The organism is Streptosporangium amethystogenes (assembly GCF_000721075.1).
Taxonomy (GTDB): Bacteria; Actinomycetota; Actinomycetes; order Streptosporangiales; family Streptosporangiaceae; genus Streptosporangium; species Streptosporangium amethystogenes.
The window spans coordinates 58876-71950 of sequence record NZ_JOEQ01000016.1 but is presented as its reverse complement, the minus strand read 5'-3'; the positions used below and the strand labels follow the sequence as shown (position 1 = coordinate 71950).

The window sequence follows — 13075 nt, the reverse complement described above, 5'->3', positions numbered from 1 at the left end:
TGGAAGCTCCCATCATGCCTCGGCCACCGACGCGTTCCTCCGCAGACCGCACTCACACGGCCCGTCCTGGGGGCACAGGCACTCCGGCTTCTCCTCCTCCGGGGGGTACCAGCTGGTGCCGTTGCTGATGGGGCGCGTGCGTTCCAGATAGTCGTTCAGGCGCGACCACGAGCCGTCAACCGAGGCGGCGCCTGCCGCCGGCCTGGCCCCGCCGTTGATCAGCTCCGCGATCCTGCTCTGCCTCGGTACCGTCGGCGCCGCCCTCGGCCCCGAACCCCAGGGCGGTGCCGGCGGGGTGTGCCCGCGCCGGTCGATGTCGGCCGCGACGGCGTCGATCGCCTCGGCGAGGCGGAGTCGCTGGTCCGCCTCGGTGGCCGCCCGCCACTTGCGTGCCAGGTGGGCGTGCTCGTTGAGGCGCGGGGTGAGGCAGTGGTCGGTACTCTCGGCCTGCTCCGACAGCGAGGTCCGCACCACGCCCTGCGGCGTCCCCGCCACCGTCGCCGCGTGCTCCTGGGCGACGTGCGAGATCTCGTGCACGAGCACCGCCGAGACCACGGCGGGGTCGGTCCGCGGGGCGATCCAGATGAGGTGCGGTTCCTCGAAGGTGCCCGCGCGCACATCCGTGCGGCCGATCAGGCCGTCACCCGGCTCGCCCACGGCCACCCGGGCGTACTGGACGCCCTCGGCCACGGCGCCGCGGGCCGGGATGCCCACGGCCAGCATCGCGACGTCGAGCGGTACCCCCGGCGTGATCTCCGTGCCCTGCCCGGTCGTCCAGCCGAGCGACGTGACCGCGCCGCCGAGGTCGGCGACCGAGATGTCCTGGCCGACGACCTCGGACACGGACAGGTCGGACTGTCCGGCGGGCCTGGCCTGGGTGTCGAACGGGGTGCCGGGCAGCGCCGGCGAAGGCGCGCTGACGCCGCCCTGCGCCACGCTGCCGCCCCGTACCGTGCCGCCACCCTGCGGTGCGGTGCCGGTCTCCCCTGTAACAGGCCAGATCGGCTTGTCCGGGTCGACGGGCGGGGCGCTGTCGTTGAGCGCGGCCGCCACCTGGTCGGTGAAGGTGCCCGGGACGGCCGAGGTCATGAAGATCAGGCGCAGGTCGAGGTCGCGCCGCGCCGCCGCGGCCCGCACGCCGGGTGGCAGCGCGGCGACCGCGTCGGTGAGGCGGCTGTCCAGCGCGGCCGCCACCTGGTCGGTGAAGGTGCCCGGGACGGCCGAGGTCATGAAGATCGAACGCAGGTCGAGGCCGTGGCGCGCCGCCGCCGCGAGGGGCCGGGGCGGCAGCGTGGCGATCGCCTGGGCGAAGCCCCCGTCGGGCATCTCGCTGTGCAGGGAGCCGTCGGGGGCCGCCAGATAGCGGTGTGTGACACCTCCTTCGCGCACCGCGACCCGGACGACGGCATGCCGTTCGCGGGCCGCCACCCGGGCGTCGGTGAGCTGGTCGATCAGACCCTGGCGGTCCTGGGCGGGCACGTGGCGGAAGGTCGGCTGGGTCCCGTCGTCGAAACCCCAGTCGGTGCCGACTCCGAGTCCGGCCTCCAGCCTGGCGTTCATCTCCGCCAGGTCGGCCTCGAAGACGGTCACATAGGCGAAGCCCGAGGCGGCGCCGGGCATCCGGACCGGGTTCTTGACGGGCTTCTCGCTGCCGTCCGGCAGGCGTGCCTTGTGCTGGAAGGTGAGGTCGTAGTCCACCCGGACGCGGACGGTCACGGCCTTGCCCTTCTCGAACTTGCTGGCCTCCTTGCGCACGCCGCTGGAGTTGGAGACGCCCTCCGACGCCTGCTCACCCCGTGAGACGCCGACATTGGTGCCGGTCTGGGCCTGCGACCCGCCCGTGCTGCCGCTCACGGGCAACAGGCGGCCGCGCGAGACCGACGTGCCGGCGACGTTCATCACCCGGTCGACCTCACCGATCTCGGCGTCGAAGGGGCCGGCCACGACCTGCAGGTCCGACAGGCGCGTCTCGACCCGGACGTCCACCCCCTGATGGCGGAAACCCTTGCGCACCACACGGACCAGCTCGTGCCCGCCGGGCCCGGCCATCCGCGCGAACGCGGCGGCCATGGGCACCGGCAGGAGCCGGGCGTCCAGCCTGGCGCTCTGCTCCCTGGAGACCGCGTCGCCGAGCATCGACGCGAGCTGCCGCTGGATCACCTCGAACAGACTGCGGCCCGTCCGCGGGTCCGAGGCCGCCTGCACCGAGTTCACATAGTGGGCGGGCGGCACCTCCACCCGCCGGGGGTCGATCACCGGCGCCGGTTCCGGCTGCCTGTCGTCCACCGGCCTGGTCATACCGGTCGGCAGTCGCCTGGCCAGCGTGGCGTCGTATCTGAACTCCGCCCTACTGGCGGGCCGGCCCTTGACCCGGTCCACCCCGGCGCGCACCCGGCTCCGCACCGGGCCTCTGCGTACCGGGGTGCGCTCGACCTCGACGACCAGCGTGAACTCCTGCTGAATCCGGTCCAGGCCGTTGAACTGCGCGGTCCGTTGCATCTTCGTGTGCTGCTCGGTGCTCGACGCCGAGAACGAGCGGCCCCGGTCGGTCCCGGTCCCGCGCGTGCCTCCGTTGTCGGTGCCGGAGTGGCCGTTCTCCGCGCCGAAGCCGTGGGAGCCGTTGTAGGAGCGGGAGTTGGCGACTTCCCGGTAGCCGTAGTCCTGCTGGATGACGCCCGCGTCGGAGGTGTGGCCCAGCAGCGTCGCCTCGTCGGCGGCGTCGGGGTTCTTGGGCACCAGCCGCGCGCGGACGGTGACCAGCTCGGCCCTGCCGGTGTTCGGATCGGCCAGCGTCTCGTAGCTCTTGACGAAACCCCGCTCGCTGAGCATCGCGTCGAGGTGCCCTTCGACCCGGTCGAGAGCGAGGTCTCCCCTGAGACTGCTGCTCATGATGGGGCTGGCCGCGAGCGCTCTGGGCGCGACCTCGTTGACGGCCGCTCGCCCCGCGTCCAGCATCGAGACGGGCTTGCCGGTGGAGTCCTTCACGCTGAAGGACTCCACCAGGCTCATGCCCATCGTCTGCGCGTAGTGCGGGGCCACCTGGACCCGGCTCAACGTCCTCACCAGGTCCGCCGAACGGCTCAACGCGTTCTTGAGCCACTGCTCCGCGTTCTTGCCCTGTGAGTCGGCCACCGTCTGTGCCAGGTCGCTCACCTTCCCGAGCGCCTCGATCAACGCCTCGGGCGTGTGGCGGTCGGCGAAGCCGGTGTCCTGCCCCGCGCTACGGGCCTTGCCCAGCTCCAGCAGATATTTCTGGAGCAGCGAGGTCGCGAGGGTCCGGTCGAGTGTCATGCTGCCGTTGCGGAACCTCTCCACCGCGTCGGCCACCTGATGCAGAGGCAGGTCGAGCTTGCCGTCGGTATAGAGGGTCAGGGCGTCGTACTCGGGGATCGAGTAGATGACGGTCCGGCCGTCGTGCTGGGTCGTCGAGGACGTGCCGGGCAGGCTACCGCCCAGTTCGGAGGGGTTGGCGTGGCCTTCCTGTCCGGTGAGGGCGAAGCTCACCTGGCTGCGGAAGATGTACTGCTTGCCGGTCTCGATGGTCAGCCGCTCCCGGCCCCAGATGTCGAGCTCGGAGTGCGATCCGGACCGGCCGGCCGAGCGGGAGTGGTTGGCACCGCCGCCGTCGCTGGAGGTGGCGCCGCCGTCGGAGTCCGACAGGCTGCCCGAGGTGCCCGCGGAGTGGCCCCAGGACCCGCCCCAGGAGATGCCTGCGCTGCCCAGGGTGAGGTTGATGTCACCGACCACCAGGTCGACCGCGCCCAGCAGCTCCGCCTCGCCGAAGGCGCCCGTGATCGACAGTGCCGCCTGGGTGGGCAACGCGCCCTGGGGGCGGACGCTCGCTCCGCTGCGGTACGGCGTGCTGCGCCACTCCGGATGCGCAATGAGGCTCCGCACATTGGTGAACGCGGCGAGGTGGTGGTAGGCGGCGGAGTCGGCGCGCATGCCACGGGGCAGCACGCGGGTCGCCGCATCGAGCATGCCGGTGGTGTCCATGTGCAGCAGCGTCGCCCTGCTCAGGATCTCCTCGGAAGGTGTGCCGACCGGATGGGGGGCCGGTGCCTTCGCGAGCGGGAGCAGGTCGGCCGCGAACCCCAGCCGGGCGCTGCCGTCCGCCTCCAGCTTCGACACCGTCTCGCCCCGGTGGATGATCTCGGCCGTCAGCTTGTGGCCGACGTCGAAGAGCGCGACCTCGCCGTTGCTCTCCACGAGGGTCACCCGGTTGACGGTGACGGCGGCACTCGAACCGATCGAACGGTTATGGCTGCCGCCGCCGCTGACGCCGACGTTGCCGGTCAGCCCGTCCTCGCCCTCGGCGGGGCCCTCCTTGCTGCCGAGAGAGACTCCGCCGCCGGCGTTCCACGACCGGCCGCTGGAACGGCCCGCGGTGTCGGAGCCGATGTCGAGGTTGACCACGGCCTGGGCGTCGGTGCGCCCGACGAAGGTGGCGTTGTCGAAGTCCTGCTTCAGCCGGATCCGCACCGTGTAGGTCTCGGGCGCCGCGTTCCACCCGTAGCGGACCAGGCTGAAGAGGATGCCGTCCTGGGCCGCCTGGTCGTAGCCGGTCTCCAGCCGCGCCGCGGCGAGCTGTTCGAGCACCTCGCGCAGGTTGATCATCTGGGCGGCCCGCTCCAGCGGGTTGCCGGAGTAGATCGGAATGCCGTCGGCGTCGAACTTCGGGACCACGCCGAGGTCACCGAGCTCCGTCAGGAGGTCCTTCGTGAGCTTGTCCTCCCCGGTCAGCCGCTGCACCTGGCCCGGGCCCACGCCCTTCATCTGACCGGGACCGTCACCGAGGAAGGATGGGATCTTGCCCAGCCGACCCGGCGGGGGGGTCCTGACCGGGTCGTCCCTGAGCACCTCGTCGCCGTTGGCGTCGAGCAGTGGCCTCCCCTTGGCGTCACGGAGCAGGGCCGCGCTGTCGACGGGCAGGCCGTAGCGGTAGGCGTCCGTCTCGGGGATCCGGAGCAGCGCGGTGCTCTCGCCCCGGACCGTGGGCCTCGGTCTGGCGTCACCCACCAGGTGCACGGAGACCTCGTGCTGGAACACCATTCGGTAACCCTGGGTGTGCCCGGTGTAGCGCTGGACGCCCGGGTGGATCGCCTGGCCGTTCGCGAACGCCGATTCGGATCGGGAGACCGACCGGGAGCCGTTCGCGCCCGGTCCGAGCGTCGGGTCGTAGTCACCGGGCCCGTTGACGTCGACCAGTCCGGGGACGGTGGGATTCGCCGAGAGGGACCCGCCGAAGGAACCGCCGAACGACTCGCTGCCGGAGGCGGTGGAGAAACCGACCCGCAGCAGCTCCTGCCACTGGTCGCGACTGGGCTGACCGACCGGGGTGGCCAGCTGCCACACCGGCCTGGAGTTGATCGTCACGGTGGCGATGGGCCGGCCGTGCGGGTCGGTGATGACACGTATCATCCCGTGCGGGTCGTTAACCGCCTCCCCGAGTCTGCCGGGCAGTTCCTTGGTGATGATCGTGTGGATGTTGTCGCGGGTGATGTCGCCGATGTCGGTGTGCTTCTCGCCGAGTTTTCCCATGACGTCTTCGGCCAGCTCGTTCAGGCCGGACATGTCGCCGGGGACGTGCTGGGGCAGCGCGTCGGTCCGCGTGGCCGGATCGATGGTCACCGTGCTGCTCGGCGGCTGGTCGGCGTAGACGTGCGAGATCCAGAGACGCTGCGAGGCGGCGTCCTCCGGGTTGCCCGAGCCGACCGTCGCGACCTCCTGCCAGCCGTCCTCCCGGGAGGTGCGGATATGGACCTCCCAGGTGGCGGCGGCGTCGAACAGCATGGACTCGCCCCTGTCGTCCTCCACCTGCCCTTCCAGGGAGTATTCGGCGGCGCTGGGGCCGCGCGACCAGCCGCGCCCGGCGTTGGCGCCGACGGCGACGCCCACCGTCTGGACCACGGCCTGGGACAGGCTTCCCTCGGGGAGGAGCGGGGCGAGCACTCCGGTGTTGAACCCCACTGACAGGCCACCGCTGCCGGCCTCGGTGGAGCGGATCGACTGGCCGCCCTGCGGCAGGGTACCGAGCATGATCTCGGACGCCTTGATCGCCGGGTCGAGGATCTCCACCATGTCGGAGAGGGTGAGCTTGATCTTCAGCTCGGCCGTCGACCTGCCCTCACCGACCCGCATCACCATGCCGTCCACGGATACGATCTTGCGGAAGTCGGCGCGCAGGATGTGCTGCAGCTCCTCGGGCGTGAACCGGCGGCCGATCCCCCGCTCGGCCAGCCCGTCGTTGATCCTGTCGGTCAGCGCGGTCAGGTGCGGCAGCCTCCCCGTCGGAAGCGCGCTGGACAGGGCGATCGCCTGCGGGAGCGCCTCCTGCACCGCCGCCAGATACTCCGCGTGCCGCTCGCCCGCCACGGTCAGCCCGGCGCGTACGCCGGCTCGGGCCAGCGTGGCCTCCTGTCCGGTCGCCCTGGCCGCGAACTTCACTCTGGCGAGCGCGGTCTCGTAGGCCTGCCGCGTCGCCTCCGCCCTGGACAGCGCCTGTGAGTACGCCTGGGCGATCCGCAGATGCCTGCCCTGCTTGGCGCGGTGCCCATCGCGTTCCTTCCGCTTCGCACGGGCCCGAGCGTCCTTGCCCTGGTCGTGCATGCGGGAGATCTCTTTGGCCTCGTGCTTGGCCTTCCTCGCGGCGAGGTCGGCCTGCTGCGCGCTGTCCTGGTGCGCGGCGACCTGCCCCCTGAGCTCGGCCTCGGCCAGGGTCACCGCGTCGATCAACGTCCGCAGCTCGTCGGCCGTCGGGGTCTGGGTCGGTACGGCGGGCGTGTGAGCCGGCCGTTCGGACGTGATCGGCCTCCAGGGCAGAACTGGAGGAACCTGCCCGTGCTCGCGTAGCTCGCGGGCCACCCCGTCCAGGTCGACCTGGAGCAGCCGTTTCTCGGCCGGCGTCGCCGCCGCCAGCCACTTGCGGGCCAGGAAGGCGTGCTCGTTGAGTCGCGCGGTCACGCACTCGTCGACGGTCGCCGGCCGTGACCTGCCGGGGAGCATCCTGCGGATGACGCCCTGTTTGGCGGCGGGGGGAGCGGCCACCCGCTGCAGGGTGTCGGTGATCTCGTGCAGCCAGACCCGCGCGACCTGGTCGCCGGCCATGCCCGGCGTGAAGCGGACCCGGTGCGGATCGGTCTCGTCTCCGGTCCTGACATCGGTCTCGGCCATGTTGCCGGAGCGCACGCCGCCGACGTCGGGGCGGAAATGCTGGACACCGTGGTCTTCGGTCCGCACCAGCAGCGTCGAGCCGTCCGCGGACCACTCCCACCCCCGCACTTCCTGCGTCAGGAAGTCCGACGCCAGCAGCTCGTCGATCGCGGCGTGCACCTCGTCGAGACTGAGGTCGGGTCCGGCGGGGCGGCCATCGGTGACATACCTGGTGTGAGCGATCGGCCGCGAGGTGACCGTGCCGGGACGGCTCGTGACCCGCGCGGGAGCGGGAGAGGTGTCCTTGCCGAAGGCCATGGTCCCGTTGAGGGCCACGAGCGCCTGGGTCCGCAGCGTGGCCGGGCTCCGGTCGGCGTGGGCCGAAGCCTCCAGCAGGGAGCGGAGGCGCCCGAGGAACTCGGCGGTGATCAGGTAGTCACCCGACGCGTCCGACACGAGCAGTGAACCGTCCGCGAGCTTGACGGCGTTCGGGGCCAGGCGCTGCAGCGCGCCGTGTGCCCTGAGACCGGCGGGTTGCGCGGCGGCGAGCAGGGCGGCGTACACGTCGTCGTCGGAGGTGACGCGGGTGACGAGTTCCTCGTCGAGCAGGGCCCGCGCCTCGGTGCGGAGCGTGTCGTCGTCGGCCTGCGCCGCACGCTGCTCCAGCTGACCCCGCACCCGGGCCACCGCCGTCGCGGGGACGACGACGTCGGTCCCGGCGAGCGGGACGATGAGGCTCCCGTCGGGCAGCAGCACGGCGTCCGGATACCCGTCGGCCAGCACCTGGTTGACGGCGTCCCTGACCCTGCCGGCGAGGGGGGTCGCCGGGCCCTGGGCGAGCGCGGTGTCGGGGGTCGTGCCGGTGTCTGGCGTGGTGTCGGTGTCACCGGCCGGTGCGGTGTCGGTGGTGGCCTGCGAGGGGATCTCAGGCCGGGCCGCGTCGGAGGTCGGGGCGGCATCGGGGGGCGAGGTGGTGTCATCGGCGGGCGGAGGGGTCTCAGGCCGAGGCGCCGCGTCGGAGGTGCCCGTGTCCACCCCGGTGCCGTCCGAGGCGGCGGTGCTGTCGGACGCCGCCGGGGTGGTGGTGTCGGTCCGGGCATCCGGCGCGGCCGCGGGGCTGGTGTCGCCCGTGTCCGGAGTCGTCGTGCCCTGCGCGGCCGATGCCGGGTCCGGAGCGGCTTGGGCCGACGTGGTCTGGGCCGACGTCGTCTGGGCGGACGTGGTCTGGGCGGCGGACCCGTCCGGCGTGCTCGACGTGGCTCTCGGTTCCTGGCCTTCCTGCTGCTCCTCCTGCTCTTCCCGAGCGTCCGGGGTCGTGGTCACCGGCCTGTCGGTGTCGGTGCCCGTCCGCGGCGAGCCCCGCCGGGTGCCGTCCGCGTCGGCCGAGGACGCCGAGGGCGGGGTGCGCCTGCCGTGGTCTGCCGGGTCCGCGGTGGCCTGGCCGCTTCGCGAGGCCGCGGTACCGGTCGAGGCGGGAGCGCCGCCTCGGGTGCCACCTGTCGGGGAACCGGCTCCGCCGCCGGGGACGGAGACACCCGCCGTACCCGGGCTGCCACCGCCCGTACCTCCGGTGGTGGGGTCGCTGCCGCCGGAGCCGCCCGCCACGCCTCCGGAGCCTGCGCCCACACGGGCGGCGTCGGCGAGAGCCGCCGCGTCGTAGGCGGAGGCCAGGGTCGTGCTCGGGTTGGCGAGCGCGACGTAGACCTCGGGGTTGAACGGGCTGGTCGTCCCGGTACGCCCGACGCCGCCGAAGAACGCGCCCGTTATCGAGTCAGCCGTGAACGGATTGCTCCACTGGTCGTACACCAGGCCGTTGGCGACGAAGCTGCCCGCCGGTGAGCCCACGACGTTGCTGAGGCCGGTGCTCAGGGCCCGCCCCCCGAAACCGGGTACGCCCCGGGTGATCCGGGAGACCGGACCGGCCACCCCCATGCCGACCATCGCGCCGGTGCCTGCGCCGATGGCGGCGGCCTGGGACTTCTTCCAGTCCCACTCCTTACGGGTACCCATCTTGATCTGCTGGTACTGGGCCATACCGTCGATGAAGACCTCCTCGCTCACCTCCTCGATGAGCTCCCTGCCGATCGGCGAGGCCAGCACCCGGGCGATCAGGCCTCGGCCGGTCGCGCCGCTGAGCACGGTGAGCCGGGCCAGGCCGGCGGCACCGGCCTCTCGGCCCGCGAGGGTGGCCAGCCGGACCAGGATGCGGCTGATGGCCGAGCGGGCCGCCGCCGCGTACGGGCCGATCAGCGGGGTGGTCGAGCCGGCGGTGAAGAAGGCGACGTAGAGCGTGATGGCGATGGCGACGATCGTGACCCAGAACGCCACGTTGATGGAGAGCTTGGAGTACTGCGTCTCGACGGCGAAGTTGTCGACCTGCGCGGTGTAGGCGTTCCCTTTCCGGGAGACGCCGGCCAGACCGGCCTGCTCGCCGTACAGGGACTGGGCGCGGCCGACGAAGTTGGCGGTGGCCGGGATCTGCAGGTTGGTGACGACGGTGCGGACCGCCCTGCCCGCGGGCTCGGTGTACGGTTCGAGCCCGGTGCTCAACCCCTCCAGTGCCTGGGCCAGCTCCGACAACTTGCTCTCGCTGGCCTCGGGCCACTTCTGTCCGGCTGACAGCAGCGGGATCACCGTGTGCAGCACCCAGTCGGGCAGGCCGTCGGTCTCCCAGGCGGGCCTGACGTCCGTGGTGATACGGACCGCACCCTGCTGGGTCGGCTGTCCGCCCTGATTGACCGTGTCGGTGGTCGTGCCCGTGGCCATACCGTCCCCCGCTCCGTCACCTCGGCCCTGACCTGCCCCGCCGCGCGCCTCGGTGGACGCGTGTCAGACCTGGCGTACCGTGTTCCGGCTGATGTCCTCGGCGATCGCCTGGTCGGTGCCGAGCGAGTTGCCGAGAGTCTCGCGCAACCTCGGGCCGGCCTCGACGATCTGCTGGACGATGTGGGAACCGTTGAAGAGCATGAGCCTGGGCCCGCCGTCCCGCAGGAAGGACTGCTTGAAGGCACGGCCCTCGGTGCCGTCGCCCCAGGGCGCGGCCTCGATGAGATCGGCGATCCGGGTCATCTGCGACGCGTAGAACTTTTCCAGCTCGCCGGACGTGACGTCCCACTCCGACAGCCCACGTTTCACCATGGGCGTGAAGATCTCCAATCCGTCGTTGGGATCCTTCACCGCTTCCCCTCCATCTGGTCGGCGAGCTGGGCCATCAGGGATTCGAGGTCGCCGACGAGGTGGGTCTTCATCTGGTCGGCCGGGATCAACGGCTCGAAGACCTCGATGATCCGTTCCTGCGCCGTGGCCGCCGCCCGCTGGACGGTCTCGGTGATCGAGTCGGCCAGGGCCCGGGCGTCGGGATGCCGGTAGACGCGGGGGTCGATGTCGAGCCGGACCAGCTCACCGCGCGACCCGACGGTGACCGACACCAGGCCGTCGCGTGACGTCTCGGTCACCTGGACGGCCCTGGCCTTGGCGTGCAGCTCGGCGCCTTCGTCCTGAAGCCGCATGAAGGTCGTGCGCAGCTCGTCCGCATAGGCCCGCAGGCCGGCGGCATCCCCTCCGCCGAACGTCTCCATGGCACCCCCTCACCATGCGCACCTGCCCCTCAGGTGCCGCAAGTGTTACTGATCAGTTTCCGTCACATGAACATCATTCAACAAGAGGTAGGGAGAAAATGCCGATTTTCTGCCAAACCAGCCCTTCGGTGCTGAGGGGGATGTTCCCTCTTTAACACCGCAGAGCCACCGAACCTCACAGGTCCAGTGAGACCACGTGCTCCCGGATCTCACCGACCTCGCCACGCGGGATCCAGGAGCGGTAGACACCGCGTTCGATCCGTTCCAGGCCGAGCGCCACCGCCTCGGGCGCGGAACCACCCAGGTACTCCAGTAGCAGCTCGCCCGCACGCTCGTCGTGCACCTGGAATTCGACGCCACGCCACTGGCAGACCATGGTCACGAAGTGCACGGACTCGCACTCGGCGGCCGGGACGGTCCGGACGTGGCAGCCAGGCTCGACCTCTTCGAAGCCCTCGGCCGGCTCCGTCAGGCGAAGCCGCAGCCATGTCTCCAGCGCGGACGAGTCGGGGCTGGCGGGATAGTCGGCGCCTCGCCAGCGGGCACGGTAGGAGTGCCAGGTCATGACGTCTCCGTCCGGGTTGTGACGAGCAGCCAGCGCCGCAGGTCGCCGTGGTAGAACGCGCGCCGGTGTTCGGTCCCCCGAGCGGTCAGCTCCCAGATCTCGGCACCGTGGGTGAGCCCGACGCCGTACACCTTGTACTCGCGGATGGTCTGGTCGACGTTGGGCACCAGGCCCAGCCCCACGAACGGCGGCTCCTCCACCACCCACCCGGCCACCGCCTCGCGGCGTGCCTCATCCACTCCCCCGTACGGCGTGCGGTACAGGCCGAGGCCGGCCGGACGCCAGCGCAGCAGGTTGAGCCCGCCGTCGGCGGTGAGCAGGTCGGGCCGGCCGAGCGCGTCGGCCAGCACGGCCGGCGTGGCGATGTGCGAGACGTCGAAGGCGTGATGGCAGTAGCCGGAGACCCGGGGTTCACCGCCGGAGAACAGATCCTGGATGTCGGCCGGGCGCAGCGGCTTCTGCAGCACGGGGACGCCGGCTTCGGGGGCGAGCGCGAGGTCCTGAGCGAGGGTGGGGACGGCGAGCCTGGCCACCGTGCCGGACTCCAGGAGAAAACCGACGGGCAGCCCGGGATTGACCGCCAGTCCCCAGCGGGAGTCGGGCCAGCCGGCGGCCAGCTCCACCATCGAGACGATCCGGTGGTGCTCGGTGATACCGCCGGTGGCCAGCGTCATCATCTCAGCCGAGGTGTAGGCCAGCAGCCAGGTCCGCTCGGCGTCGGCCGCCGTCGGCCAGGCGACCGGCTCGGCCCCCTCCGCCGCGGCACGGGTGATCGGCAGCACGAAGTCGGCGTCCTTGAGCAGGCTCAGGCACAGAGCCGTCCGGCCGGCCTCGAACGCCGCCCAGAGACGCTCCTCGAACGGGTTGGCGGGCGGTACCGGGGTCGGGTTCGAGGACAACACGCGGAAGACCCTACTAACGACCAAAGGCGGGCGTCACCCAGAGGGGCCCGTCACCGCAGGTCAGTGGATGTTCCCAGCGGGGCTCGACGGCCATGGTCGTCGCGGGGGCGGCCATCATGGCATCCGGCCTTCACCGGCGCGCCGAGACCGGCGGCACCCCGGCGCCCGACGAGGCCCGATCCGTCGTCGACCGGGCCCCGTACCCTGACCGCTCAGAAGGCGTCGCCCCAGCGACCGCAGTCATCGAACTTGTCGGTGCCCTCGCAGACCCGGACCTTGAAGTCGTCGAAGCCGCTGCTCTTCTTGAACCCGCCGAACCGGTCGACGTCACCGTGACCGAGGGTCTTGAAGACCTTGGTGTGCGAGCCGAACCGGTCGTGCCACTTGAACCACACGTAGCTGTAGGAGCGGTCATGGTCACGGTCGAACAGGTCGCCGTAGAACCAGTAGCGGCCGTCCTCCTTGGTCCAGTAGCCCTTGTAGTAGGACCGGTGCCCGAAGTCCTCGCCTTGGCCGAAGCCGGAGTAGTAGGGGCCGAAGAAGTGCTTGCTGAAGGTCTGGGCCTGCTGCGGGGCGGTCGAGGCGGTCGCCGCCGGGGCCATGGCCACGCCGGCCAGCAGTGAACCGGCCAGGGCCGCTCCGGCGAGAAGTGCGCGTTTCGTGCTCATGTTCGTGCTCCCGTGAGTGCGGTGTGGAGACGTGTCGTTCGGACACCACAGACGTTAGGAAGTTACGAAGAACCCTTCTGCGTACGAATCCACACTCATCCCGGAGAATGCACTATTACGCATTCCCGCCCTTCCGTGGCGGCCAAGGAACCCGTGTCGCGGCGGTCCGGGGCCGAACCGAGTCATGATCACGTCATCGCTCCGGCAGGG

At 71.4% G+C, this 13075-nt stretch carries 6 protein-coding genes; all 6 read right to left on the bottom strand.

The genetic code is table 11. The features are described 5' to 3' along the window. Positions 1-12: 12 nt before the first annotated feature. The 6 genes from IG98_RS0123415 to IG98_RS0123390 all read right to left on the bottom strand — a co-directional run bounded on the left by IG98_RS0123415 (position 13) and on the right by IG98_RS0123390 (position 12865). A complete protein-coding gene (locus IG98_RS0123415) occupies positions 13-9918 on the bottom strand; it encodes a cell envelope integrity TolA family protein (RefSeq protein ID WP_030915956.1) in 9906 nt (3301 codons plus the stop codon). Between the two features lie 63 nt (positions 9919-9981). Beyond that, on the bottom strand, positions 9982-10329 hold the full coding sequence (locus tag IG98_RS0123410) for a hypothetical protein (RefSeq protein WP_030915953.1): 348 nt from the start codon (positions 10327-10329) through the stop codon (positions 9982-9984). Next, complete coding sequence (locus IG98_RS0123405; RefSeq protein WP_030915950.1) at positions 10326-10730, bottom strand: YbaB/EbfC family nucleoid-associated protein; 405 nt, start codon at positions 10728-10730, stop codon at positions 10326-10328. The genes IG98_RS0123410 and IG98_RS0123405 overlap by 4 nt, the downstream gene beginning before the upstream one ends. Before the next feature lie 175 nt (positions 10731-10905). Further along, positions 10906-11295, bottom strand: coding sequence for a hypothetical protein (locus tag IG98_RS0123400; RefSeq protein ID WP_030915947.1), 390 nt, complete (start codon positions 11293-11295; stop codon positions 10906-10908). Beyond that, positions 11292-12197, bottom strand: coding sequence for an SseB family protein (locus tag IG98_RS0123395; RefSeq protein WP_245651676.1), 906 nt, complete (start codon positions 12195-12197; stop codon positions 11292-11294). Before IG98_RS0123395 ends, IG98_RS0123400 begins: the two co-directional genes overlap by 4 nt. A gap of 212 nt (positions 12198-12409) precedes the next feature. Then, the gene (locus IG98_RS0123390; RefSeq protein ID WP_030915941.1) at positions 12410-12865 is read right to left on the bottom strand and encodes a hypothetical protein; all 456 of its coding nucleotides are present in this window, start codon (positions 12863-12865) and stop codon (positions 12410-12412) included. Positions 12866-13075: the final 210 nt, after the last annotated feature.

Coding starts and splice junctions, on each gene's coding strand:
- IG98_RS0123415 (WP_030915956.1), bottom strand. CDS start 9,918: ATGGCCACGGGCACGACCACCGACACGGTCAATCAGGGCGGACAGCCG.
- IG98_RS0123405 (WP_030915950.1), bottom strand. CDS start 10,730: ATGGAGACGTTCGGCGGAGGGGATGCCGCCGGCCTGCGGGCCTATGCG.
- IG98_RS0123400 (WP_030915947.1), bottom strand. CDS start 11,295: ATGACCTGGCACTCCTACCGTGCCCGCTGGCGAGGCGCCGACTATCCC.
- IG98_RS0123390 (WP_030915941.1), bottom strand. CDS start 12,865: ATGAGCACGAAACGCGCACTTCTCGCCGGAGCGGCCCTGGCCGGTTCA.